Origin of the sequence: Ruminococcus sp. (assembly GCF_017549005.1) — a bacterium.
Classification (GTDB): domain Bacteria; phylum Bacillota; class Clostridia; order Oscillospirales; family Ruminococcaceae; genus Ruminococcus.
Map to the genome: position 1 here is coordinate 77,967 of NZ_JAFYYT010000009.1, position 26,165 is coordinate 104,131.

General features: G+C 47.0%; 23 protein-coding genes and 3 tRNA genes. 7 read left to right on the plus strand and 19 right to left on the minus strand.

Features of this window, described 5'->3' with window-relative positions; translation table 11 throughout:
* Positions 1-12: 12 nt before the first annotated feature.
* The 5 genes from IKW96_RS04585 to IKW96_RS04605 form a co-directional block, all read right to left on the minus strand.
* Positions 13-642, minus strand: coding sequence for a Yip1 family protein (locus tag IKW96_RS04585; protein ID WP_296570867.1), 630 nt, complete (start codon positions 640-642; stop codon positions 13-15).
* Positions 639-2,150, minus strand: coding sequence for a hypothetical protein (locus IKW96_RS04590; RefSeq protein ID WP_296570868.1), 1,512 nt, complete (start codon positions 2,148-2,150; stop codon positions 639-641). The genes IKW96_RS04585 and IKW96_RS04590 overlap by 4 nt, the downstream gene beginning before the upstream one ends.
* Before the next feature lie 75 nt (positions 2,151-2,225).
* Complete coding sequence (locus IKW96_RS04595; protein ID WP_296570870.1) at positions 2,226-3,104, minus strand: carbohydrate ABC transporter permease; 879 nt, start codon at positions 3,102-3,104, stop codon at positions 2,226-2,228.
* A 12-nt stretch (positions 3,105-3,116) separates the two neighbouring features.
* Positions 3,117-4,055, minus strand: a complete 939-nt coding sequence (locus IKW96_RS04600) for a carbohydrate ABC transporter permease (protein WP_296570872.1) — start codon at positions 4,053-4,055, stop codon at positions 3,117-3,119.
* Positions 4,056-4,228: 173 nt separating this feature from the next.
* Complete coding sequence (locus IKW96_RS04605) at positions 4,229-7,150, minus strand: extracellular solute-binding protein (RefSeq protein ID WP_296570876.1); 2,922 nt, start codon at positions 7,148-7,150, stop codon at positions 4,229-4,231.
* A 448-nt stretch (positions 7,151-7,598) separates the two neighbouring features.
* Here IKW96_RS04605 and IKW96_RS04610 point away from each other — a divergent pair, with 448 nt between their 5' ends.
* Positions 7,599-8,339, plus strand: a complete 741-nt coding sequence (locus tag IKW96_RS04610; protein WP_296570879.1) for an ABC transporter ATP-binding protein — start codon at positions 7,599-7,601, stop codon at positions 8,337-8,339.
* On the plus strand, positions 8,326-9,699 hold the full coding sequence (locus IKW96_RS04615) for an ABC transporter permease (protein WP_296570882.1): 1,374 nt from the start codon (positions 8,326-8,328) through the stop codon (positions 9,697-9,699). The genes IKW96_RS04610 and IKW96_RS04615 overlap by 14 nt, the downstream gene beginning before the upstream one ends.
* An 82-nt stretch (positions 9,700-9,781) precedes the next feature.
* Here IKW96_RS04615 and IKW96_RS04620 read toward each other — a convergent pair whose 3' ends face one another.
* The 12 genes from IKW96_RS04620 to IKW96_RS04675 all read right to left on the minus strand — a co-directional run bounded on the left by IKW96_RS04620 (position 9,782) and on the right by IKW96_RS04675 (position 22,053).
* Positions 9,782-10,393, minus strand: coding sequence for a DUF4190 domain-containing protein (locus IKW96_RS04620; RefSeq protein WP_296570884.1), 612 nt, complete (start codon positions 10,391-10,393; stop codon positions 9,782-9,784).
* Positions 10,394-10,634: 241 nt separating this feature from the next.
* On the minus strand, positions 10,635-11,345 hold the full coding sequence (gene deoD / locus IKW96_RS04625; protein WP_296570886.1) for a purine-nucleoside phosphorylase: 711 nt from the start codon (positions 11,343-11,345) through the stop codon (positions 10,635-10,637).
* A 76-nt stretch (positions 11,346-11,421) separates the two neighbouring features.
* Positions 11,422-12,852, minus strand: a complete 1,431-nt coding sequence (locus tag IKW96_RS04630) for a lipopolysaccharide biosynthesis protein (RefSeq protein ID WP_296570890.1) — start codon at positions 12,850-12,852, stop codon at positions 11,422-11,424.
* 108 nt (positions 12,853-12,960) lie between these two features.
* A complete protein-coding gene (locus IKW96_RS04635) occupies positions 12,961-13,473 on the minus strand; it encodes a hypothetical protein (protein WP_296570893.1) in 513 nt (170 codons plus the stop codon).
* A 111-nt stretch (positions 13,474-13,584) separates the two neighbouring features.
* Positions 13,585-13,980, minus strand: coding sequence for a DUF2752 domain-containing protein (locus IKW96_RS04640; RefSeq protein ID WP_296570896.1), 396 nt, complete (start codon positions 13,978-13,980; stop codon positions 13,585-13,587).
* A 3-nt stretch (positions 13,981-13,983) separates the two neighbouring features.
* Positions 13,984-14,367, minus strand: coding sequence for a DUF4190 domain-containing protein (locus IKW96_RS04645; RefSeq protein WP_296570899.1), 384 nt, complete (start codon positions 14,365-14,367; stop codon positions 13,984-13,986).
* Positions 14,368-14,574: 207 nt separating this feature from the next.
* Positions 14,575-17,049, minus strand: coding sequence for an ABC transporter substrate-binding protein (locus IKW96_RS04650; protein ID WP_296570902.1), 2,475 nt, complete (start codon positions 17,047-17,049; stop codon positions 14,575-14,577).
* A gap of 3 nt (positions 17,050-17,052) precedes the next feature.
* Positions 17,053-18,255 (minus strand): ABC transporter permease, encoded by a 1,203-nt coding sequence (locus IKW96_RS04655; RefSeq protein ID WP_296570904.1) that lies wholly within the window; start codon positions 18,253-18,255, stop codon positions 17,053-17,055.
* 15 nt (positions 18,256-18,270) lie between these two features.
* Positions 18,271-19,998 carry a biotin/lipoyl-binding protein gene (locus IKW96_RS04660; protein WP_296570907.1) on the minus strand — a complete coding sequence of 576 codons (1,728 nt, stop codon included), beginning with the start codon at positions 19,996-19,998 and terminating at the stop codon, positions 18,271-18,273.
* Positions 19,999-20,051: 53 nt separating this feature from the next.
* Positions 20,052-20,957 (minus strand): carbohydrate ABC transporter permease, encoded by a 906-nt coding sequence (locus IKW96_RS04665; RefSeq protein WP_296570910.1) that lies wholly within the window; start codon positions 20,955-20,957, stop codon positions 20,052-20,054.
* Positions 20,957-21,844 (minus strand): carbohydrate ABC transporter permease, encoded by an 888-nt coding sequence (locus IKW96_RS04670; protein WP_296570913.1) that lies wholly within the window; start codon positions 21,842-21,844, stop codon positions 20,957-20,959. Before IKW96_RS04670 ends, IKW96_RS04665 begins: the two co-directional genes overlap by 1 nt.
* 32 nt (positions 21,845-21,876) lie before the next feature.
* Complete coding sequence (locus IKW96_RS04675; protein WP_296570916.1) at positions 21,877-22,053, minus strand: hypothetical protein; 177 nt, start codon at positions 22,051-22,053, stop codon at positions 21,877-21,879.
* Positions 22,054-22,571: 518 nt separating this feature from the next.
* On the opposite strand from IKW96_RS04675, the gene IKW96_RS04680 reads away from it, so the two are divergent.
* From IKW96_RS04680 to IKW96_RS04690, 3 genes are all read left to right on the plus strand, one after another.
* Positions 22,572-22,645 (plus strand) — tRNA-Gly (locus IKW96_RS04680).
* A 34-nt stretch (positions 22,646-22,679) separates the two neighbouring features.
* Positions 22,680-22,756: transfer RNA gene (locus IKW96_RS04685), tRNA-Arg, on the plus strand.
* Between the two features lie 63 nt (positions 22,757-22,819).
* Positions 22,820-22,895 (plus strand) — tRNA-His (locus IKW96_RS04690).
* A gap of 161 nt (positions 22,896-23,056) precedes the next feature.
* Here the strand turns inward: IKW96_RS04690 and IKW96_RS04695 are convergent.
* Positions 23,057-23,392: a hypothetical protein gene (locus IKW96_RS04695; protein ID WP_296570919.1), complete on the minus strand. Its 336-nt coding sequence runs from the start codon at positions 23,390-23,392 to the stop codon at positions 23,057-23,059.
* 337 nt (positions 23,393-23,729) lie between these two features.
* On the opposite strand from IKW96_RS04695, the gene IKW96_RS04700 reads away from it, so the two are divergent.
* Both IKW96_RS04700 and IKW96_RS04705 read left to right on the plus strand, forming a co-directional pair.
* The gene (locus IKW96_RS04700; RefSeq protein ID WP_296570921.1) at positions 23,730-24,707 is read left to right on the plus strand and encodes a type II CAAX endopeptidase family protein; all 978 of its coding nucleotides are present in this window, start codon (positions 23,730-23,732) and stop codon (positions 24,705-24,707) included.
* Between the two features lie 3 nt (positions 24,708-24,710).
* The gene (locus IKW96_RS04705) at positions 24,711-25,103 is read left to right on the plus strand and encodes a helix-turn-helix transcriptional regulator (RefSeq protein ID WP_296570923.1); all 393 of its coding nucleotides are present in this window, start codon (positions 24,711-24,713) and stop codon (positions 25,101-25,103) included.
* Positions 25,104-25,208: 105 nt separating this feature from the next.
* Here IKW96_RS04705 and IKW96_RS04710 read toward each other — a convergent pair whose 3' ends face one another.
* Positions 25,209-26,000 (minus strand): hypothetical protein, encoded by a 792-nt coding sequence (locus IKW96_RS04710; RefSeq protein WP_296570926.1) that lies wholly within the window; start codon positions 25,998-26,000, stop codon positions 25,209-25,211.
* Between the last annotated feature and the right edge of the window lie 165 nt (positions 26,001-26,165).

A 26,165-nucleotide genomic window follows, 5' to 3' on the forward strand; every position in this document is an offset into this window, starting at 1 on the left:
ATTCCGCGCCTTTCAGACTCTCGCTCTGTAGGAGAGCTCCGTGTAAACAGTGGATATGAAGATGTATACCTGCTGTATCAGCGACATGAAAAGCACCAGCAGGAACAGCATTATGAGCATTGCCGCTATGGTCAGCAATACCGCAAATACCGTCTTTCTGAAGGTGTACTGATGTACCGACTTCACCGCCGAGAACAGCAGCACCACCGTCCAGCAGGTGCCGATGATCTCTATCACCTGCATGAAGACAGCTTCGTCGCGCACAAGTATGTGGGAAAGCAGTACATTCACGTAAAGCTGCACCACATAGGGTATAAGTGCGTAGGCACTGTATATGCAGATATTCCTCAGCGTTCCCTCTCCCTCGAGGAGAGTGCACACTGCCCAGTTGCCCACTGTCCATGCTCCGAAAAGCACGAAGCTGCGGACTATATAAGGTATGATATTGAAAGTCTTGTCGTATGAGATGTGAAACTGAAAGCCGTAGAGCCGCCCGTAGGCTATCTCGCCGAAAAAGAGGAGCAGAACGATGAGCATGGCTATTTTCAGCGAGCCCGACTTCTTCCAGCGCATATCCTCAAAGCCCTCAAAAGGGTGCGTCACCGCGTGCTTTACCCACTGACGCTGAGTAAGATCCATCATTGCTGCTCCGCCTCCTTTTCTTCCGTATTTTTCGCAGCTCTGCGCCTTTTCCTGTAATGTCCGGAAACTATGAGAGCTCCGGCGCAGAGTATCAAAGCCGCCGCTACAGCCGTGAAATGCTCCCTGAGGAACTCCCTGCGCCTGCCCTCGAAGGCTTTGTTGTAGATGTCGCCTGCGTCCGCAAGCTTCGCGTACTTCATGGAGCCCTTGTAATCGCCCTTTCTGAGAAGCGCCGAAGCTATTCCCACATAGGCTCTGCGGTAGTTTCCGTCCCTTGCAAGGACCTCCTGCCACGGTTCGAGAGCCTCCTCGTAGTATCCGTCGTTGTAGAGTGCGGCAGCCTTGTGGACCACCTGTCCGAATGAGGTCTCCTTAAATACCGTCACCGTGTCCTTTGAGGAGTCAAGGACGTATATCTTGTCGTCGAGGGACTCCACCGCCGTCGCATGGTCAAATCCGCCTGTCTGTTTGGCAATGGCACCCGTGATGAACAGCAGATTGCAGTCCTCGTCGTACTGGAAAACTCTACCCGTGGTGAAGTCAAGGCAGTTTATGCAGCCGTCTGCGGCTACATCTATATCGACTATGGACGGCATGAACATCTTGTTCTGCGATGTATCGTACATGGGCTTGTAGTCGCCGAAAGTCAGCGAAAGTCCTGCAAAAATGTTGTTTCCTGCCGCATTCAGCTTCTTGACAGCGTCAACTGACTGAGTATTTGAAGCGGTACAGGTGAAGATAAAGTCTCCGTCGATGTCAAAGCTGGTTATTCCCGTGGGGACTGTCCTTTTTCGCCGTGCCTTCTTCTCGTCGGACATGAAAAGGCTCCTGAAATAGTTGCTTACCACCTTTGCGGTAGCTTCAACGCGGTTCGCGCCGTAAAATCCGATAAATCCGCCGTCGGGCGAGAACATCGCGGCTCCCGTTGTGATATTTCCGAGAACAGTGTAGACGTTACCTGCCTTGTCGGCAACTACTCTCTGGGGCAGAAAAGTCCTCTTCTGGTCGTAGACCTCAGACTCGGGCTTTGTTATCTCAGTTTTTACGCTGCCGGCCATATCCGTTACAAGTATGCGTGAATTATCCGTATCGGCTATGTAAAGGCAGTCGTTCGACGCGGAAACGAAAACTCCCATAGGCTTGCTGAGCTTTGTTTCCGAGCCGTCGGGCATGGTGAAGCTGTCATAAACGCGGAGAACGCTTTTCAGCTCGGAGTCCGCCGCGATAATGCGGTCGTTGCCCGTATCGGTTATGTATACCGTGCCGCTGCTGTCTATGAAAAGGTCGGAGGGGCTGTCGAAGCCGCCTATCTCAAGGTCGTTTCCCGAGACCGTCCTGTCGGCGGTATAGCCTGCCTGTGAGGGGATAGCCTCGCCCCAGCGGTCGTAGTTGTAGCTCTCCGAGGGAACTCCTGCCGCCGAGACAGACGATACGCTCACGGAAGCGAGTGCAGCAAATGCCGTCAGCGCTGTGATACATCTTTTCAGTTTTGTATTCGTTTGCTTCACTCCCTTTCATTTTATCGGTTTGCACCGGGCGTCAATGATGCAGTCACCAACTAATCATCAAAAACTACTTACTGCTCACTCTTTGATGCCCGAATGTGCCATAGTCTCGATGACCTGCCTCTGAGCAAGCATGAATATGACTATAGGCGGTACGAGCATGAATACCGCTGCCGCCATTGCTACGCCTGCACGGGCAAGTCCCGAGGTGGCAGCCTGCGAGACTACTGTGGGAAGGGTCTTGTACTCCTCCCTGAATACCACCGAGCCTGTCTGTATGTTCCACGCCCCCTGAAATGCGAATATTATCAGGGTCATGAGCGCAGGCTTCTGATTGGGTATAACTATCTGCCAGCATATGCGGAAAAGTCCTGCGCCGTCCACCTTTGCGGCTTCTATCATGGAGTCGGGCACCTGACTTATGGACTGCCTCATGAGGAAAAGTCCCATGGGCGACGCCACCGCAGGGAAGATAAGCGCCATATAAGTATCTATCATGTGGAGCTTCGCCATAACTATGTACTGCATTATGTATATGACGCTGCTCTGATAGAGAAGCGCTATTACTATTATGCCGTTCAGCAGTTTGCTTCCCGGGAACTTGCACTTTGCAAGCACGAATGCCGCCATTGACGAGAATACGCACTGCAATACCGTTACCGCCGCAGTCACAAATATGCTGTTGAACACATAACGTGAGAACGGTACGCGGTTCTGATGGAGCACACGGAACATATCCCTGAAATTGTCAAGGGTGGGTCTTACTGCGTAAAGCTTCGGCGGGAAAACGAAAAGCTCCTCAACGGGCTTTACCGACATTACTATCGTAAGGTATATGGGCAGCACCATGAAAAGTCCGAGTATCGCAAGAAGCATGAATATACTGATACTTCCGCCGAATTTTCTGCCTGCCTGTCTGTTTGAAGCGCGAAGCTTCGCAACGTCTGTAACTGCCACAGCTTCGCCTCCTTAGTCCATATATTTGCCAAGCGCCTTGCTGATGAGCTTGTTGCAGACGAACATGGCAGCGAAGAGTATAAGGCATATCGCCGAAGCATAGCCCATTTCAAATCTCTGCCAGCCGTAGTCGAAGGCGTGGGTCATTATCGTATGCGCCTTGTAGTCCGTACTCGGGAAGCCTACAAGGTTCTGAGCAACAGTTCCTGCGGTGAACGAGCTTACTATCTGCATTACCGCCGCGAACATGAGCTGAGGTCCCATTGACGGGATAACGATGTAAATGAGCTCCTGCCAGCGTGTGCGGATACCCTCGATAGCTCCCGCCTCGTACATGGAGCGGTCAATATTCTGAAATCCCGCACGAAGCGCAAGAAATCCTGCGCCCAGCGATATCCACAGCTGCACAACTATCGTGACGCCAAGCACGTATCTGCCGTCCGTAAGCCACTGCACAGGTGAATTGATGATACCGAGATTTATGAGGAAGGAGTTCATGTAGCCGTTCATATCGCCGCTGAAAATGAGCTGCCATACCGTGTATACGTTGGCCATTGAGGGCGCGTAGAATATCAGCGTAAACAGCGTTTTCAGCTTCGGGTGCATCTCGTTTATCATCCATGCCAGCAGGAAACACAGCACGTAGCTGACAGGTCCCGTAAGCAGGGCGAATACCAGCGTTACCCTTATCGAGCGTATGAATATCTTGTCAGAAAGAAAGAGCGTGGTGAAGTTGGAAAGTCCCACATATTTCGGCGGACGGACCATGTCAAAGTCCGTGAAGCCCATAGGCAGCGACATCAGCACAGGCACTACGGTAAAGACTATGAAGAATATCATAAAGGGCGCTATCATGCCGTAACAGGCTTTGCTGCGCTTTATATCGCGCCAAAGCGTACCGCGCTTTTCCTTTTTTATTCTTTTTCCGGTATTTTCAGCGGAAACTGCCACCTATTTCACTTCCTTTACGTTTTAACCGAGGCGGATATTACCTGTCTATTAAAGTAACGCCTTCTCTTGCAAGGCGACTTCGTATTTTGGGGCGCTGCCCCAAACCCTGCAAGGGCTGTCAGCCCTTGACCCGACCAAAGGGGTGTAAACCCTTTGGAATCCCAGGTTTAACCTCAGTTGAGTCCAAGATTTTTACGCTTTCGCGTTATTTCGTCGTTTATGTCCTTATTGTACCATATCAGCGTATCACGGGGGTTATTATGCTCGTTTATGGTCTCTCTGAATGCGTTCATTATATTCCGCGTCACCGCATATGAGGCAGGAGTTACGGGTATCTCCTCAAGCTCTGCCTGCTGTGCGCGAAGCCGCTCAAGCTCGCCGTTCGACCACGACATACGCCCGAGAGCTTCAACATTGGCAGTATCGAACCGTCCCAGAGTTCCCAGAAGTCCCTCTATCTGAGAAGCGTACTGCACCTGCGTCTCCGTATCAGTGAACCACTTGACGAACTCCCACGCATTTTCCTTGTTTTTCACCTTGCTGAATATCACAGCTCCTGCGCCGTTTGAGTTTGCCGCGTGTGATACGGTACCGTCGGCTCTTTCAGTTCCGGGTACGGGACAGAAGTCCCACAAGCCCTTTATCTCGGGAGAAGCAGCCGTAAGCTGGTTGAAAAAGGTATAATTTGCGATAACTATGGGATATTCCCCTGTTCTGAAACGGCTGAATGCGTCGTAGGTCTGCTCGAAGCAGTAGTCCGTGTAGAAATCCGTCCACTCCTCAAAGGACTGCACCGCTTCTATAGTATCAAGGGACGAAGCCGTCAGGTCTTCATTATAATAGGTCTTCCCCTTTTGCAGCAGAAGCATGGCAAAGGTATGACCTGCCTCCGTCGCAGGAGAGATATTATTCGGCGGAAGAACAAGTCCAACCGACATATAGTTCCTTTGTAGGGCTGGGAGCATATCCCTGAGCTCCGACCATGTCTCGGGAGGCGAGAAGTATCCAAGCTCCGTGAGCACGTCCGTGCGGTAGAACATCATCGGGAAGGACTGGCTCAAAGGCAGTCCGTAGCAGCCGCCGTTGTAGGTATACTGCGTCATGGCGTTCCTCTGAAAACGCTCCCTTACCTCGCCGAAGTCATCAAACTGCGACAGATCAACAAGGAGATCACGGGCAGCAAGGTTCACAGGGAACTCTCCACCGAGGAAAAGCGCAACATCAGGCCCTTTCCCTGCAAGTGAAGCCTCCACCACTCCGCCTGTGACAAGGTTCACGGAAACAGGTATGCCCGTTTCCTGCATGAAGCGGTTCTCAGTCATTTCCTTCACAACCTGTGCCTGATCGCGTCCCAGTGAGACCCATACCTCCATAGCCTCCTCGTTCTCAACATCGGAAAGGGTGGTATAGTCCTCGAAAAAGGAGCCGATAAAGGCGTCAAGTCCGAATTTCAGCGACTTTCCAAGCTTCTCATCACAGCTTGAGAACTCCCTGTCGGCAGTAGCAAATTCAATGTAATCAATTTCAAGGGGCTGGTCGCGGTTATCCCTCATCCATGCGGAAAGAGATGTGATACTGTCCTTTATCTGGCTTAGATACGAGGGGATACGCAGAGGCTTTTCCGTGCATTTGTCCAGTATCACAGCCATATTCTCCAATGCAGCCGCCTCTGTGCCCTTGCTCCCGGCAAGAGCCTCTATGCCGCTCTGAACGTCTTTCAGCTCCGCGGAAATGCTGCCGAACCTTTCTACAAGCCCCGGTATCTTTTCATGTACATAATAATCCGTGTATTTATCGGGAGAAGGTCCCGTTATCATCAATACCTTCCGGTAATAAGTGTTCAGCTCCCTGACTACGCCCTCGAGACGGCGGAGATACTCGCCGATATCGCCTGTTACGGCTTCAAGGGAGATAGTGTGGGGCATTCCGCCCTCCAGCCATACATATACGTAATCGCCGCCGCTTTCCGGAGTTACTACCGACCAGTCCGTATCGTAGGCGAACTCGACGCGGTCAAGCTCCCTGCATGGAACTTTTCCGTCGATATAGATACGCCTGTTGGAGTCAAAGCCGCGTATCTGATCCTGACGCGCCTTTATGCCTATCTTATACCAGCCGCCCGAACCGATATCCTCCTCGGGTATCTCCCATGTAACGGTTTGCAGAGCCTTTTTCCAGCTGCCGCTGCCAAGGGTGTTGTACACCATTTTACGTGGGTCGGCAGGCGAAGCAAGGTAACTGCTGTTGTCATAGGTAGGATAAAGCGTGGGGTCGGACTTGTACAGGGCGCTTTCGCCCTCTATCCTGAACAGAGCGGATGGCGTTCCGCCAATGGTCTGTTCAGTCGCCGCAGAAGCCGCATATTCGCTGTATGCGGGGAGTTCCTCAGGATTGAAAAGCTTTATGCGTTCAATGGCGAGCTGTGCCCTCTCGGAGCTGAAACGCAGCTCATGCTTTCCCTTTTCGAGATAAATGAACAAAGGCTCGCTGAAAAGTCCGTCAATATCGCCGAATACCGAGCTTTTCCACACAGGGCGCTGCACCTGGGCGGGACGCACCTGATTTCCGCGTATATCCGTGTATATCTCATGCTCATCCGTCCATACTCTGCTTAAAGTCATGCGTGAAGCCGTATCGTAAGGGAGCTTCCCGTCTATCTCCATTTTCAGCTCTATATCGGGACTTCCCGACAGCATGGGGCAGTAATCCGCAGAAATGCAGTAGTTGCCCGTTTCCTTTACGTCGAGGCCGAAAACTATACTTCCGTCGGCGCTGTTCCAAAGAATGACGTTATTTCTGGTCTCGCCGTCATCGGAGGTGAAGCTGCCCGTGGTGATATCGCCGTTCTCAACTGCCGAGATATCGCTTTTATCAAGAATTATCTCCTTATCTGGGCGGTTTTCGCCCGAATACTTATCATAATACTCGCTGAAAGTGAGAAGTCCGCTGTCAAATGGCTCAATGCTGTAATAATCCGCGGTCAGTGCCGCAGATACAGTGTTTTCAGCTCCGAAGGCGCATAAAGGAGCTGCTCCGGAAGCCGCAAGCTGCAAAGCCATTGCCGCCGAAGCTATCCTGCCTATTGGTAATTTCACCGAACTTCACCGCCTTTCCGCATATCACAGCCTTTTCCGCTGCCTGACAAATAAAAAAGCGCACGTTCCCCTGACACGGGAATTATGTGCACAGGCAGCCTGCAAAAGCCGCGTTCTTCATTAAAGTTAGTATATCAAATTTATTCCCCGATGTCAAGAAAACGGGTGTGTCGGAAATATAAATAATATCTTTTACCTGTTTTGATTTAGCTTAATTATAAGTTTTCTTGATAAAGCTGTACAAATCACAGTGCTCCAAACTGTAAGCTTCTCCAATATTTTTCACCTGATTTTCATTTTTTCGGAATAGTATTTCATCATTATTAAAAAACTGTAAAATTTGAGTTCGTTTCTACGTTTTGTATTGACAATTTGTACGATTTGTGGTATTATAATATTGGAAAAACTAACAGTTTCAATACAACTCCACAATAAAAGGAGAGATATCTTGGCAAAAGTTTTAGAAGTAAAGGAACTGTCAAAGCAGTACTCAAAAGTACTTGCCGTAGACAGAATATCCTTTGATATAAATGAGGGCGAGATATTTGCTCTTATCGGACCCAACGGCGCAGGTAAGACAACTACTATCCGCATGATCTCAACCCTCCTCACTCCTACATCGGGAGACGCTTCCGTCGCAGGACACAGCATAATCAAGGCTCCCGACAAGGTAAGAGAATCAATAACCTACCTCCCCGACGAGGCAGGCGCTTACAAGCAGATGACAGGTATCAAGTACCTGAGATTCATGGCAGGTCTGTTCACCTCAGATATCGACAAACTCAACGCTTACGTTGAACGCGCAAAGAATATCTGCGGTCTCGGAGACAGACTGGGCGACAAGATCGGCACCTACAGCCGCGGTATGATCCGCAAGCTGCTCCTTGCGAGAGCGGTAATGACAAAACCGAAACTCGCGATACTTGACGAGCCGACAAGCGGTCTCGACGTTCTCAACGCCATCGAGATACGCAAAATGATAAAAAAACTTGCAGAAGAAGAGGGAATGTCCTTCCTTCTCTCATCACATAATATGCTCGAGATAGAGTTCGTTTCCGACCGCATCGGCATCATCTCAAAGGGTCACCTTATGGTAACGGGCAGGGCGGACGAGCTGAAAGAACGCTATCAGGCGCCTAATCTCGAACAGGTATTTGAAAGGGTGGTGAATGAGAATGAAGTTCATTAACCTTCTCAAAAAAGAGCTCTCGGAGCTCATAAACAAGCAGATGATCATATCGCTGGTGTTCGTTCTCGCAGTATTCCTTATTATGGGAAACGTCATGCAGTCGGCTACGTCCGAAATGGTCAACGACGCAAAAAATCCCAAGATAAATATCTGCAACCTTGACGATACGGACTTTACCAACGAAATGCTGAGCTATTTCAAGTCAAACGACACTGAGATAAACAGTATCACCCTTACCGATAACGACTACGCAAGCGCTTTCAGGGACAATTCAAAGCTGAAAAGCTACATTATCATACCGCAGGGTTTCGCGGACGAGGTACTCGCCGGCAAAAAGCCCGAGGTGCTCTCCGTAAACAAGGTGCAGGGAGTTTCCGCTTTCAGCGGAATGACAGGCGGCACAGAAGGAACAGTTTCTCTTCTGAACGGCTATATTTCCCTTAAACTTGCGGAACAGCAGGGTGTTTCAAAGGAAGACCTCGGTATAATCGAGGCTCCGCTGAAAGTGAAGGAGCATACAGTGGTCGCGGATAAGTCCGCAGAGATATCCAGCGGCACCATACTCACAAAGGTGCTCATGCAGAACATGATACTCCCGCTCATAGTGCTCATACTCATTATGATGACATCTCAGGCACTTATAGCTTCGATCTCAAACGAAAAGATAGACAAGACACTGGAAACTCTGCTTTCCACACCTGTTTCGAGAGGTTCTGTCATAACGGCGAAAATGCTGGCAGCTGCCATTGCGGCTCTCCTCAATGCAGGAGTCATGATGCTCGGATTCTCGTCCTACACAAAGGGCATGATGGGCTCTATGACCTCGGACTTATCCACAGGTGTTCCTACAGGCGTGACTGACACGGCAAAGGAGACTGCCGCCTCTATCATATCGTCCGGCGACGCTTTGAAGCAGCTGGGACTTACTTTGGGAGCTTCCGATTATCTGCTCATAGGAGTCCAGCTCTTCCTGACCATAATGATATGCCTTGCGATATCGATTATCCTCGGCGCACTGGTCAACGACTCAAAATCGGCACAGACAATGCTGCTTCCAATAATGATGATGGTAATGATACCGTGGATAGTAACGCTTCTTGCCGATATCAATACAATGCCCACAGCCGCAAAGCTGGTGATATGGGCAATACCTTTCACTCACACGTTCACGGCTATGCCAAACCTGATGTTCGGCAATTATGCGGCATTCTGGGGCGGTCTGGCTTATCAGATAGTATTCTTCGCAATAGTGATGTTCTTCGCTCTGAAGCTCTTCAAGTCAGACAAGATACTCACTATATCGCTCAACTTCGGACAAAAGTCCAGGTTCAAAAAATCAAAGAAGACCAACGAGGATTGATCCTCTTCCCCTTTCCCCATGAAAAGGCGCAGCAGTTCCCAGCGGGAGCTGCTGCGCCTTTTTATATTCGTATTTCTCAGTATCAGCTTGTGAGGAAGTCCCATAATCCGTCGTAGCCTGCGTTTGACATTATAACGTCCCATAACAGGAAACCTATCACGATAGTGAATACGCTGATTATGATACCTGCAATAGCAAAGCCCTTTCCGCCCTTGACTATCATTCCCACGATTCCGAATATGATTCCGAGTACTGCAAATGGAAGTCCGCCGACATAGGCACAAACTCCGCCAAGAAGCGAAAGTATACCCATTACAAGCGAAGTTATGCCGAATCCTGCCCCACTCTCCTTGCGCTGAAGGTTCTGAGGGTCGTATGGGTTGAGCATCGGCGGCGGATATGCGCTGTAGGGCTGATTATAATACGGCGGCGGAGCTCCCTGAGGAGGTCCGTACTGCTGGGGATAACCGCCGTAAGGCTGTCCGTACTGAGGAGGCGGTCCCTGCGGAGGGCCATACTGCTGAGGATAGCCGCCGTACGGCTGCCCGTACTGAGGCGGTGCGCCCTGCGGCTGGGTATACTGCTGCGGAGCGCCGTTTACAGGCTGAGAGCCCTGCGGCGTTTCATTTATCTGAGCGTTGGTGTTATCGTAACCACCGTAATCAATATTCTGATCTGTGTTATTATTATCCATAGCAGCCTCCTTGTGCCAATTTTTCATAATTATATCATAACACGATAAAAATGTCAACAATCCCCGTATAAAGTAAAAAGCTATGCAAAAATTTGCATAGCCTAAACAAATGAAATGAATAAATATAGAAGGGGAATTGGGGGATTACTTAATCCACTTATAATATACAATTCCAACCTTAAAATAGTCTTAAAGTAATCTTAAAATACAATTAATTTTTGTTTAATTTTATTTTAGGCAGTTATTTAACCTTAATTACAGTTTCAAGAGCTATCTCCATCATGTCTCTGAAAGTAGTCTGACGCTCCTCCGCTGTGGTGGATAAGCCCTTGAGGGGGCAGTCCGATACAGTAAGGATACAGAGAGCGTTCTTCCCTGCCCTTGCTGCATTCATGTAAAGTGCGGCAGCTTCCATTTCTATGGCAAGCACGCCCATTTTCTGCCAGTCAGCAAGACTGTTGGCGTCGTCGTAAAAAGTGTCGCTTGAAAGGATATTTCCCACATGGAAGGAGCTTCCCTTTTCCACGGCGGACTTGACAGCTGCCGAAAGGAGCTTCCATGAAGCTGTGGGAGCATAGGTACCCGGAAGTCTGTACTGCGAAGCATAGGCGGAATTTGTGCTTGCGCTCATTCCGATGACAACGTCGCGGAGCTCAACATTGTCGGCAATACTTCCTGCCGTGCCTACGCGGATAATATTCTCAACACCGTACTCGCTGAAAAGCTCCCATGAGTAAATGCCTATAGAGGGCATACCCATGCCGCTTCCCTGCACGGAAACGGGAACTCCCTTGTAAGTGCCTGTAAATCCGAGCATTCCCCTGACCTCGTTGTAGCATACGGGATCATCGAGATAATTCTCGGCGATGAATTTTGCTCTCAGCGGATCTCCCGGCATGAGAACTGTCCTGGCGATATCGCCTTTTTTTGCATTGTTGTGTGGTGTCGGCATAATCAAGCCCTCCCTTTTTACAGTTTAGAGTTGTGCAGGGGCGCACAGTTTGCGCCCATTAAACGTTCAAATTATATCAGCTTCTTTTAAGAAGCTTGTTAACCGTTACGAGCAGCGCCTTGTAGTTCAGAGCGGCGATAACTGCCGCAAGTATCAGCGCCCATAACGGATAGAGCTTCACATCTGCAAGCAGCAAGCCGCTCATCGCAAGCAGAACTGTCATATTAAGCAGATTCTTCAGGCCGTCAAAGCGGAATGGCACATAGTACCTCGCGTCGATTATACGCGCCCAGAAGCTTATCACATAGCTCAGGAAAGTCGCAACTGCCGCACCCTGTATTCCCCATACTGGTATGAGGAAGAAGTTCATGGGGATATTTATGCCGCAGGCAACGAGAGCTGTCCAGAATGAGTTCTGCGGACGCTTTATAGCCGAATAGATACTGCCAAGGAACTGGCTGAAGCACATGAATACTGCCGCTACAACGAGTATCGGAGTGTACACATACACGCCTGCATACTCTATATGCTTGTCCGCAGGCACAAGGAAAGTTGTCACAGGCTTGATTATCACAAGAAGTGCTGCCGCCGCAATGAACATAATGGACTCATAGGTGTTGTATACCTTCCCGTAAAAATTGTTCCTGTCGGCGGAGTTGCTTTCGGTTATGGCAGACATACTCCACGCCTGGAAGAATATCGTTGATACTATGCCGATAAGTCTCGGGATCATATTGGCGAAGTAGTATATTCCTACAGCGCCCTCACCGAGCTGGTGATAATCGCTGTGCATCTGCTTGATGAAAAGTCTGTCTGAGAGCGATGTTACAGCCCACATAACTATTGTTGGTATAAGAGGCACTGCAAAGTGCATCATTTCCTTTGCAAGAGCCTTGTTGAAGTACTCCGCGCCAATAAAGCTCCTGAGTCTTGCCGCTATGCACAGGAACACCACCGAGCAGCTGTCTGAGAGTATCACTGCGAGGAGGAAGCCCTTTACTCCCATTCCAAGCCACATTATGAACATCACATTGAAGATGAAGAATGTCAGCGTCGCAAGTATCCCGTCAAGGGAGAACAGCTTTACCATGTCACGGGAACGGACGAAGTTCTGACACAGCATCCGTATTGACGACATGGTCACATAGAGAATGAACAGTATACCGTATCCGCTGAAGAAGCTGAACAGCGGAATAAAATGGAGAAACGGCACTATCAGCGCCATGACCACCATTCCCGTCAGCGTTATAACGCCGGAGGTGGTGAATACCTCACGCTTGTCGTAGTCCTTGTCAAGTCCGAAGCGTATAAGGTACTCCTGCAAAGCAAATGTAAAGACGGGCTGCAAGAACAGCAGCATGGTCTCGAGGAGGTCCTTTATTCCGTTGTTGACAGAGTCCATATTATGGGCATAAAGCCTTGTCAGCAGGATTATGAGTATTTTCGAGCCAAACGTGCCTATTGCGAATATTCCTGTATTGAATACCAACTTTTTATATTTATTCATTTTTCACACTCCGAATAATGGTAATACTCAATTATTATACCACAAAAAAAAGTCTTTGTCATCTTTTTTGTAAAAAAGCTCCCGATAGCGGGAGCTTTAAGTGCGAGATCAAGTGAACAATGAAACAAATGAAAATGCAAAGGCCATTGTCAGCACAGCTATAACTATAGTGATAATACTGAGAACAACGCCTGTTATAGCCATTCCCTTGCCTGCGCCCTTCTTGAGTCCTACTGCGCCGAGGATAAGTCCTATGACAGCGATGATTAATGCAATCAGATGAAAACAGCATGATAAAAGTATAGCCAGGATACCGAGTATCATAGAAGCTATGGAGAGACCTATGCCTTCGTCAGTCTGCTGCAAGCCGTTACCGTTATTGGTCATCTGTCCGTAGAACTGCGGAGCCTGACCGTAGGGCTGTTGACCATATGGCTGTCCGTAGGGTATCTGACCGTTGGGCTGTCCGCCCTGCTGATAGTTCTGCTGTGCGTTGGACTCTCCGCTCATAGGGGCAACAGGTCCGTTCTGCTGCTGTGCGTTCGGAGCGCCGTTCTGCGGGACCATAGGCTCGCCGTTCTGCTGTCCTTCCTGCTGTCCGTTATTGTAATTATTATCCATAATAATACCTTCCCGTGAATAAAGTAGCGATATCATGGCATTTCTGCCTTTACAGCAATATCGCAGTGTAAAAGAATAAGCTCCCGCAATTGCAGAAGCTTATTTGTCATCCTAAGATATGGGGGCAATAACAGGAATGAAATTCCTTACTATAAAGTAAACAATGAACGCTCCTATCACAAATCCCCAGAAAAGCCCCTTCCGCGGCAAAAGCTTTATCTCCCTGCCGAAAAGAGCTCCAAGATTTTCCAGATAAAGCAGAATCAGAAGCAGACTGAGGAACGGTATAAGGGCGTTGTTCCTTACTGCGGTGATAAAATGACCGCGGAGCATTGCCTCCACGCACCGTGTATTTCCGCAGCCCGTACACCAGTACCCCGTCAGCTTATGAAACGTACATTCCGGAAAGAATCTTTTTAAGCTTATAATATAGTTTCTGAGAGCAAATATTACTGCAATAAGAACAGGTGCGCCTGCCGCAATAAATATCCTCAGACGTTTAGACATATCTTACTTGATGAAAAGAGCTGACTGTTGTGAATATTCCTTCAGCCATTCAGTCAATGATTCAGCAGAATCCTTTAATACAACTAAAAGGATAATGTTGATTATTACTAATACAAGACCAACGATACCGCAAACGATACCTGCGATAGCCATACCCTTGCCGTCCTCGTCGTTCTTTCTTGACAGGTAGCCAAGTACGAGAGCAACTATTGCAAGAGGAAGACCGAGCCAGATCCAGCAGCAGCCGGGAATGACAGAACAGATACCTGTTACCATTGAGCCTATAGCCTTGCCCTTGGAACCACCCTGAGGCGGCATGCTTCCGTTGTACGGATCCATAGGAGCCTGATTGAACTGACCGTTCTGATTGTTGTAATTATTATCCATTATTATTGAACCTCCCTAAAGGTATATTAATGTAAATAGTATAACATCTTTCACGAATTTTGTCAATAGAAAGCGCAAAAAATATCAAAAAAAGTTATTGACCAATATAAAAAGTATATCAATACAGTAAAAGGGCGCAGCCGTTTTTCCGCAGCTGCGCCCCTAATTAAGGAGGTTGTAATTATTTTTTATTTATAGCTGTTTCTATCAGCTCTGCTCACTGAGGATAAGTGAGATACGTGTCTGGAGAAGGTCGATAGCCTCGTCAGCTGTCTTCTCGCCCTTCATGTAAGCCATGATCTCTTCCTCGAGGATAGACTCCATATCAGGGTCAAAATCGCCCATTAACTGAGTGGTGTTCATGATATAATCCGAAAGGAAGTCTACCTGCTCCTGTGAAAGGGGCTTAACGTCTACCTGCTCCTGCTTCTTGTCATCATAGTAGGAATACTCGTATTCCTGCTTCTTGCCGTTATTGTCATAGTAGTAAGGCTTGTTCATGCACTTGTTGAGCTGTCTCTCAAAGTTCTTCTTCAATGCAGACATACCGAAGCTGTAACGTGAATAGCCTTCCTTCTCGTCCTCATCTGTCTCTTCCTTGAAGTTGTCCTTGATGAGCTCCCAGCAGAGATCCTTGTACTGTGAAGTCGTAAGGATAGAGAATGTGGTGTTAAACATCATTACAGAACCCTGGCCCTCATTGCATGGGTAGCCGATAAAGGTAATAGGATCCTTTGCGTACTGACCGTTGAGCTCTCCTACAAGCTCACTCGGCTCATAAATGTATAATGCATCGAGGAGCACCTTGTCGGAATTGAATGCTTCAGAACCATAGTACTCGTCCATTTCCGAATAATATTCCTCAGCCTCCGGATCGCCGTCTTCAAATTCCTTGCTGGGCTCGAATGAGTCGATGAAGTTGAGGAGCTTCTTGAACTCGGGATCGTCAAAATGGCACTTGCCGTTCTCATAGTCGATAAGGCTTGCGAATGAGTGCATGAGTATCGACATTATGGAATCTCTTGTATCTGTTCCCAGAAGATGTGTTTCCTTGTTGGAACGGTTCTCATATGCATCGATGAGCTCGTCGGCTGTCCATCTTTCCTTGTCGATGTTCTTCTTCTTTGCTACAAGAGTGCTGATCTGGAATGAAGATGTGAGTGAAAGGAGCTTGCCGTCGACCTCACAGGCTTTGAGTACGTTCGGCATAAGGTCTTCCTTCTTGAGGTCGGAATCCTTGTCGAGCATCTCATAGAGGTCAACGAAGAGGCCCTTCTTGCCGAGGCTCTTTGTGAGGACATTGCTGCTGCCGCAGATCATATCGGGAGCGTCGCCCGAAATGATGTCCTTCTTGAGCTGGCTTGCACCAAGCTGCTGGTATGTTCCGTTTTCCTTGTCATATTCGTCGAACTTGCTGTAATCAACGATCTTGAAGCGAACGCCGTCGTGAGCCTTGTTGAACTTCGATACCTGCTCTCTGATCTCCCAGTCGCCGTTGAGAGCACCGATAGTGATGATCTTTGTATTCTCTATCTCGGAAGCGTCGCGCTGTGTAAGTCTGTAGAAGGTGCTGCCGCCCTTTGACGAAGAATAATCGTTGTAAAGCACGACATACTCGCCGTTGTCCATGGCAACAATGGAGTTTACGCCGCCGTCGCCCAGGTCGGAGTCGAGCCAGTTGATGATCTCATCAGATGAACCGTCGTCCTTGATTCCGTAAAGTCCAGAAGAGCTGAGCGAAAGGAGCTTGTAATCGCCTGAACCGGGATAGAAGGTTCCGTACATTACGTCGCTCATATTGTCGCCGTCTATCTCCTGACCTGTAGGCTTGAGAGTCTCAGCATCAACGAAAGCGACCTTCATGCCGTTCTTTTCATAGCCGTTAACGATAAGTGTCTTGGCGTCAAGCAAAGATATGCCGTAAACGTATTCAAAGTCGGGGAAATCCACCTCTTCCTTGACATTTCCGTCCTTGTCAAGAAGAACATATGTCTCTCCCATGCCGCCGTATATCTCAAGGATAGCTCTGCCGCCGCCGCAGGGAACAAGACGTCCGACGTTGGCGCCGATGCCCTTTGCGTACTTAGAGTCCTCGTCTTCTTCAACGTATTCATCAAGGCCTGTGATCTCCTTCTCGAGCTTTACATTGCCGTCAAGGTCGATCACATAGAGCTTGTTGCTGTACTTTGCGTTCTTTTCAACTTCTTCCTGATATTTTTCCCAGTCAAATTTCTCATAATCAAAGTCGGGATCGTCGAAATCAGGTCTCTCCATATCGCCGTAATCAGTGAAAGCAACCATTGCGTAGATATCTCCCTCGGGAGAAACAGAAGCGTTCACATTGGCTTCGACCTTTTCCTTGTCAACGCCGAGGTCAAACTCTACAGCCTCTATATTGGAAAATTCGTTGTCTGTCTTGTATATCTTCTGCTCGCCGTTTTCATAATCATAGCCGAGCAGTACGATGGTGTTCTCGTCAACCCTGTACATAGAGTCCACAGAATCCACATCAGCGTCCATTTCAACAGCGCGGTAGGAAGTTGCCATGAGATTCTGCGTATCCTTTGCCTTGCCGTTCTTATTGTTGTTCTGCTTCTTTTCACCGCATGATACAGCCGAACCTGCCATTACCATAACAGCGGCAGATAATGCTGTTATCCTTCTTAAAACTGACTTTTTCATAAATTACCTCTTTTTCTTTTTTATTTTTGAACTTTCTTTTGTCTGCTCACTTTCTTTTTCTGAGCTTTTCTCTTTTACGATCTCCTCAGACTTTTGTTTTTTATCTCTTATCCTTCTCGTTTTTGACGAGAAGAACCTCTCTATAGCGTCTTTAAGATCATCTTTGTTTTGCCTGAACCTTTTATATGCCAATGCAAGCAGACATATAAACGTTATCAGCGGTATAGCAAGGAGGAGCCTGCGTCCCCCGTAGATGAATGAAAGCCTGAGCTCCGTCAGCCTTGAAGCGTTCTCCCAGAACGGATAAACAACGCTGTCGTTCCTGACGATGTATCTGTCAAGCTTTTTCAGAGCCTTTACCCTCTTTGACGGCAAAAAGCGCTCCGCATTGTTTACAATGCTGATATTTCCCTTATACGCCTCGGCTAACTGTCCTTTTACCGAGTTATAAGCGAAATGCTCAACAGGTTCGGGAATGGCACATTCATAGCAGGTGACCTTCGTGAACTCGGGTTCCCTTTGCTCTGAGCCTTTCCACATATCAGAATATGCAGAGCCGAATATCGGTCCTGCGGCTTTATAGGTTATATAAGCCCGCGGAATATCGTCTATGCTCTTCTTTTCGGGCTTGGTGCCGGGAGTATCTATAACTCCCGAGATATACATCTCTTCACCGTTTATGTACAGCTTTTCTCCTGCGATCTCTACCGAGCCGTAAAGCCGCCATGCAAGCTCCTTGTCAATGACAGCTCCGTCCTGCAGGAAGTTCCTGTCAGAGAAAAATGAGCCGTTAAGGAGCCCGAAACCTCTGAACAGGAAGAAATCTCCTCCCACAACAGTGACTTTCGCCTGTGACTGCCCGTTTCTGTCGCCTGATACAGTTGCAGTTCCTGCGTCGGCGCTGTAGGCGTGGGGAACTATGTCCTCCCCTTCCCCCGGTATAACCGAAACGCTTTTCAGCGAGCTGTAGATCTGATTTTTCACGCCTGCGGCTGCATTTTTGTCAAAGCCCGAGTCCGCGCTGAAAAAGCAGCTTACCTGTCCGTAGTCGTAATCGCTGCCCTTCTCTATGCGCTCAGCGGTGAAGTTGTACTTCTGCGATTCCGCAGCGCTGCCGCCTGCCGCCGTGAGTATGACCGCTCCGATGATCGCCGCGGCGTTAAGAGCCGCAATGAACATCTGTCCGAATTTGTATCTGTTCCTCATAAGGTCAGCACCGCCTTATTTATCCTTCATGCGGACCTGATCCCCTGGTTCAACTAATTTGCTTGCAGCAGTGATAACGTAATCTCCTCTGTTGAGACCGCCTGATACTGCATAGGATATCTCATCCTCAGCTTCGACGTTAACGCTTACCTTTTCAGCGTAGTAACGGTTGCCGAGAGGGGTATTCTTTGAGCTTACCATAAGCACATACGGCTCTGTTGCAGGGCCGCAGAGAGCGCTTCTCGGGATAATGGCGTCGTATGTACCGCTTCCGCACGGAACAGAGAGATCAAGTCTGTCACCTGAGTTGACCTCGCCTGAGATCGTGTATATGAGCATCTTTTTCCTTGCGCCTGCGGAGCTGTTCTTTATCTCCTTGAGAACGGCTGTGATATCGCTGCCGTAGCTGTTGGTTATATCAGCCTCAGAGCCGACCTTTACCTTCTTGACCTTTTCGGCGTCAAGGCCGTCAAGGGTCACGGTGAAGCCCTCGGATATGATGTCTATAACTGCCGCAGCAACGCCTTCGGTCGCCTTGTCGTCAAGCTTTACGTTTATGGAGCTTACAACGCCGTCGTATTTCGACTTTATCTCTGTAGACTCCGACTCTGTTTTGAGCTTGTCATACTTTTCCTGGAGCTTGTCGAGAGCCTTTTTCTCGGCCTGGAGGTCGAGCGCCTCGGACTGCGAGGTTTTTGAATCTGTTTTCTTTGTCTTGTCGAGGTCAATGATAGCCTCTTCAAGCTCGTTCTGCTTTGCTTTTACGGATTCCGCAAGAGTATCATAGCTTTCGGACTTTTCGCTGCCGTTTTCAGAGTTGTATTCATCTATAGCGGCTTTGAGCTCGTCGATCCTGTTATTTGCCTCGCTCATTCTTGAAGCAAGACCGTCGCGGACGCTTTTCTTTGACTGGTCGTAGGTGTCCTTTGCTGTATTTCTCTCAGCTTCCTTTGCCTCCATCTCAGCCTTTGCGCGCTCGGCATTGTCGCTCTCGGCTTTCTCGAAAGCCTCACGGGCTGCCTGATATGCTGTCTCGGCACTGTTCCAGGCCGCACAGAGGGAAGTAAGATCGCCTGCAAGCTCCACGTCAGCTTCCATATAGTCGTCCATATCTATGCACCTTATGGTCGATGAAAGCTTTGCGGCCTCATTCTCCAGCTTTTTCAGCTCTGCGCTGTTGTTTCTGTAGGCTTCTTTTGCAGCGGCAACATTGCCCTCGTTAGCCTTTGCTGCGTCCCTCTTGTTTATGAGGTCGTTCAGCTCATTCCTGAGATTCCTTATCTTCTGATTGTCCTTTGTATAGTCCGCAGGCTCGACCTTGAGTAGATTCTTCTCATAGGAGAGCTTTGCGGTCTCGAGAGCTTCCTCAGCAGCGTCGAGAGCTTCATTGCTCACGGTGTTGACGGTGAAGAGGACATCTCCCTTTTTGACCTCCTGACCTGACTTTACGTGTATCTTCTCGATAGTCCTGTTGCCGTCTATCATGACCTCATAGGACTGATTCGACTCCACGTAGCCTGTCTGCCTGATCCTCTCGATGAGCTTTCCGGAGCCTACCGACTCGGTGGAGATCTCGGCGAGGGATCTGTTCATTATCGTGTTTGAGAAGAAAGTGAGCACAAGCATTATTGCAAGAAATATAATAATGAGCGTCTTTATCAGCTCTCTTCTCCTTGCGGGGGACATTTTTTCTTTTTCGTCCTTTTCCGCAAGTATATCCTTAACTTCTTTTGTTTCGTTCATATCAATGCTCCTTACGAAAGAATAGCTCCTGTTGATGTGTATTTATCTTTATATCAGCCCTTGATACCGCCCGAATAGGTTATTCCCTCGATGAGGTAATCCTCTCCGTAAAGGAACATGAGCACCGTCGGTATCATATATACCGTTCCCACTGCAAAGGCAAGTCCTATATCTCCCGTATTTATCTCTGAGAGGAACACCGAAAGCGGATGCAGGGTATTGTTTTTCATAAGTACGATAGGCTGCTCGACCATATTCCAGTAGTCGATGAAAACAAGCATTGCTATAGACACTATCGCGCCCTTGCATAATGGCATATATATCTTTGTGAGTATCTTCAGCTCGCTTGCTCCGTCAAGCTTTGCAGCTTCGACATAGGAAACAGGTATCCTCTTCATTACCTTCGTCAGCAGGAATATGCTGAACGGCGAGAATATGGCGGGAAGTATCACAGCCTTTCGCGTATCGAGCATATCAAGCTTGTCTGCAACGAGGAAATTCGGTACGAGCGTTACCTGATAGGGCATTATCATAAGGATTATGTACGCGAAGAAGATAATGCTCTTGAATTTGTTTGGATATCTCGAAAAACCGTATGAAGCAAGTATCGCTACGAGTATCTGGAACACTGTTATGGGAACTGTGAGTATCACAGAGTTCCAGAACTTCATGAGATAATCCGAATTCTGTATCAGTACAGCCTTGTACTGGTCGAACGTGACCTTGTCGGGTATGAATTTCAGGTTGACGTCATCGGCAATAAATACCTTTTTCTTCTCGGTCATGTTCGAGAACATCGCGCCGTAGTTGGCGGAGATCTCGTTTGACGTCATAAACGAGTTCGCAATGGTGAGCACTGTGGGCATAAGGAACATCAGCGCCGCAAACAGTATGAATATCAGTACGCAGCCGTTGAACATCCTGCGCCTGTTTCTCAGTCCGAACAATCTTCTTCTCATCAGCTCTCCACATCCTTTCCGAATATGTTCTCGGCAACGAGAAGAACTGCCATGATAACTATCATGAGAAGCGCAAGCAGCACAGCTGCCGCCGAAAGCTTCTGATAATCGAGACTGTTGAAGGTGTTGTTCATGAAGTGCTGAAGCATATACAGCTTGTCCTGAGGATAATTTCCTGTCAGGAGGTATACCTCGCGGAATATCTTGAAGGAGTTTATCATGGAAAGTATCAGCACGAAAAGGATAGTCGGAGAAAGGTATCTCAGCTTTATATGTATGAACTTGTACCATGCTCCCGCGCCCTCCAGCTCGGCAACCTCGATTATGTCACGGGGTATCGCACAAAGGGCAGCCATGAAAAGTATCATGTTGTAGCCTAAGTTCTTCCACAGGAACATACATATTATAACAAGCTGTCCGTAAGGGGACTTTATCCAGTCTACAGGCTGTCCGCCGCAGGCCTCGACTATCTGGTTGACAGTTCCGTGGTTGTGGAAGAGTACCTGCCATACAAGTACTACGGAAGCCGTCGGCACCATGAGTGGACTCAGGAAGAACGTCCTGAAAACGCTCTTGCCGGGAATATTCCTTTCAAGCAGCATTGCAAGCCCCAGTGATAACACAACAGCAAGGGGGACCGATACCAGCGAGAAGAACGCAGTATTCTTTGCCGCCTTTGTAAACGCCTCATTGCTGAAAAGCCTCGTGTAGTTCTCAAGGCCGACGAAATCCTTCAGCACGGGATTGTTTATTAAGGAATAGTATATTACGATACAGAACGGAACGAGAAAGAAGAGCATGACTCCCAGAAAACTGGGAAGTATACAGACATTGCTGAATATCCTCTCTCCCCTTCTTCCGCACTGATCTCTGGTTTTGTTTTTCATTTGAACACAACCTCACAGATGATCTTTTGTTCTCATATTTTAAAGCCGTTTTGCGCTGCATATAATATAGTGTCTTTCAAACGGCAAAAAGACGACGGAAATAATATATTTTTATATTTTAACTTAGTCACGCCACTGAAGGGCAGCTGTGCGATTATCCCTGCAATACCGCCTATCAATAAATAAGATGTATTTTTCAGTGCTTTCATACTGCCACTCCGACATAGCTGCGCGAATCCTTAGCAGCCGCTGTTTTTCAACTGAGAAGCACGACATAAAAAGCACACTAATACTATAATACAACTTTGACAAAGGCTTGTCAATATTAAGAAAGTTATTTCAACTTAACAATTCTCAAATACTATGCCTGTGTTAGATAAAACGGTCAGGTCTCCGCTTTTTTTGTAGCTTTTTTCGTCAGTCAGCGTCACGCTTCCTTAGTACATTTACTATCATACACTGTCAACGTGACATTAACATGACTTTTAAGTTACAATATTGTCACTTTCACGGTCACCTGTAAAACGGCTTCCATATTAATTAGACGATACAAAAGACGATTTTGTGACATTTTTTCAGGAAAAATTTCGGCTTTCTCATGCTAATCGGCATTTTGACTTTGCATAAGTGCTGCCACAGAGAAATTTTAGTGAATGTGACTGTTTTTCAATTGTGCTATTGACTTTTTCCTCTTGTTATGATACAATATTTTCTGTTGAAACGCCATGCGGGTGTAGTTCAATGGTAGAATGTCAGCCTTCCAAGCTGAACACGTGGGTTCGATTCCCATCACCCGCTCCATTTGTTAGCAGCTTTAGCTGCTATATTTTTCTGTGCGCCTTTAACTCAGCTGGATAGAGTAACTGCCTTCTAAGCAGTAAGCCGCTGGTTCGAATCCAGCAAGGCGCGCCATTCCGAGACTCTCCGTTATATGACTCCATTTAATGGAGAGCTTCGTTTTTATTTATTGAATATGGTGGGTGTAGCTTAGCTGGTTAAAGCGTCGGATTGTGGTCCCGAAGACCGTGGGTTCGAATCCCATCTCCCACCCTCATGAAATAGGCACTTTCGAGAAATCGGAAGTGCTTTTTTCGTTGTTTTCCTAATACTTTCCTAATGTTAAAATTTTATACACGACAAATCCCCGCAATTGCGGGGACTCTCCATATCATTTTTTCATAAGTTGTTGATCTATCATGGTACTAATCGAAATCAGGATTTAGACAATTCAGCTAATTCTTCTTTAGAGTATTCCTTATAGTATTTAGATGTTGTAGACAGCATTGAATCTGTTGTATCAGGAATTATTTTCATAAGTTTTTTTAAGTTGATCTCACCAGGCATAGAAAGAATATTACCATCTTCGTCTTCAGATTTAATGGCACAAAAAATAAAATGGCCACTCTCATAATCAATATCAAAAAAATCTGATACTTCAGCCTTATCTACATCTAAATACTTATCTTGATTTGCAATAAAATTTTCATAAATATATTCAAACAGCGCATCTTTACTTATTTTGATAACTCTCACTTTATCTTTATCCATAGAATGCTCCTCCATATCTCGATTTATCATAGTAACTTATGTTTTATCCATATTATACACCGCACTGTCGCCAAAAGTCAAGAATACGTATATGAACGAAGAAGTCCCCTCGCGTGGACTTTCTGTTTTTTCAGGAACGGCAAGAAACTACATATTCGAGCTCCATAAGAAGTCTATCGCACATTTGCCTATAAATAGCCAATGCAACGACGGTTAACACGATTGTTAACGTCCGTTGACGGATTTCCAGCGACAGTTGGTAGACTTATCCGAGCCAGAATGATACTATGGATTCATCAAAGGAACTATCGCTCAGCGATAGAAGGAGGAGTCTATTATGAAAAAAAGTATCGTATTAAACCAAAGCACGGTCGGTCAGAAAAGTGCCGGAGCATTAAAAACATTTTTTAAAAATATCAGTCCTTTCAACAACAGAACAGATATGCCATCGATACTGCTGGTACTGAAAAAAGTGTTCGCTTTCTACCTTTGCTATTGGGCAGGTATACTTCTTGCGGAAGGACTCGTTATAGGCGGGCTCTTCGCCTGCGGTAAAAACTTTTTACACGGAGAGATGTTCAGCGACGACATAATGATGCTCATTAAGCTTTATGGTATGATAGTTGTTATTGCTTCAAGCGTCATCTACTGGAAGCTGATAGAAAAAAGAAAGCTCTCGAAAATGGGAGTTACCAGAAGTATCGGCGGATGGTTCAGCGGCGCAGGCGTGGGTATACCGTTGCTTATTGTCTCGGTTTCTGCTATAATGGTAACAGGTACCATAAAATTTGTCGGAGTTTCAACAGATCTCAACATCACAATGCTGCTGCTCATGCTCGGCGGATATATCGTACAGGGTGCAGCTGAGGAGTTCCTTTCCCGAGGAGTAGTCTTCCACGGACTTAAAGGCAAGGTTTCCATGCCCTTTGCTGTTGGCGCAAACGCACTCGTGTTCACTCTTCCGCACCTTAGCACACTGATTGGTTCAAAGCCGCAGTTCATAATCTCAGGAGTGATAAATTTAGCAGTTATTTCATGCTTGTTCTCGTTCATTACGCTCCGCACCAAGAGCATATGGGCAGCCTGCGGACTTCATTCCTTGTGGAATTTCTGCCTGAGCTGTGTCCTTGGACTTACACTCACCGGCAGCGAGGGTACAGCATCTGTCATCAATATGCGTTCAAAAGGAGAAAATCTCCTCAATGGCGGTATATATGGCATAGAAGCAAGCATTATCACCGCTGCAGTAATAGCAGTTGCAGCTGTACTGATGTGGTATTCATATAAAAAAGACAATACAGAAAGGCAGGCGTGAATTATGGAGTTCAATAATAAGCTTTACGAGCTCAGGAAACAGAAAGGCTTCTCACAGGAGGAGCTCGCCAATCGTCTGAACGTTTCAAGACAGACTGTATCAAAATGGGAAGTCGGTGACTCCACTCCTGATATGGAGAAGCTCATCGCTATCAGTGACCTTTTCGGCATATCCCTCGACGAGCTTGTTCTAAACAAGACTCCCGAACCTGCCCCTGCTCCTCAGCCTGCCAAATCAGAGCTGTATACTGATATAAAAGAGAAAGTTCTTACGGACGAAAACAGAAAAAAAGCCAAAAAAGGCTTGAAGATCGGCGCAATAATTCTGGGAGTATTTCTTGCAATAGACCTGATATCATTCGTTATATATGTTGCCCTGAACGGATTTCCGAAGTAAACACATATCCCAATAGATAAAACTCAGTCCCCGCAACTGCGGGGACTTTCCATATCATTTTTTCATAAGTTGTTGATATATCATGGTATTAAGCTAAATCAGAATTTACGTTGCTGTGTTTAGTTCCTGAATAATTCTTGAGTATGTTTTGTTCCAGTTTTCATTGGGATTATTGATAATCATATATTGTACATTCAAGCCACGCAGTATTTCTGTTTCTCTGCGCTGGCGTTCTTCCAGTGCTTCTATATATCCGTCAAATCCGGTCAGATGTTCCACTTTGCCATAAGCACCATTACAATGATAGTCTATCACACCGTTCAGCCAATCTGTTCCACGTTCAGAAACAGCTTTTTCGATTGCATTTCTTATATTATCAGAATGAAGATAGACAATAAACGGATTCATCGGTCTTATGATATTGCAGATGCTGGTGATATATTCTGATGACATTTGAATATCAAATCCAAAACGCATCATTGTTTCACACATTGGATTCTGCAATAATACGCAGTTAAACACATATTGATTATCCGATTCGGCCGCATGGACAAATTTTGTCCATTTATCCAGCATAAGAGGCTTTTCAGTTTCCCAAGGCAGAAAATCATAGATCTTATGCTGTAAAAGTTTGTCAAACAATTCTCCGCTGAATAAGCTCAGAGAAATAATATATCCATCAGCTTTGGAAACAGCATTCTGTTTTATAAGTACTTGTTCTTCCGGTAAAAAGCTGCATAATTCCTTGTTTTTTATAAACGAATGAAATTCGTAATCAGCAGGGTGATTTCCACTTCCTTCATCATAGAATTTTGCCCCTATACTGTCTGCAATATATTTTGAAGTTGTGCTTTTACCTGAGCAGGGCAAGCCTTCCACTATTATAAGTCTGTGCATAACATCATACCTCCGGTAAATTCCGATTTATCATAGTATAATTATATTATTCCGCTAAATCCAGCCAAAAGTTCGCCCTTTTGATAATGAAAATATGCATTTGGTCAACAAAATGGCAACTTTTGTAGCTTTTGGTCAACTGCGGTAACTTGTTTTATGCTCCCT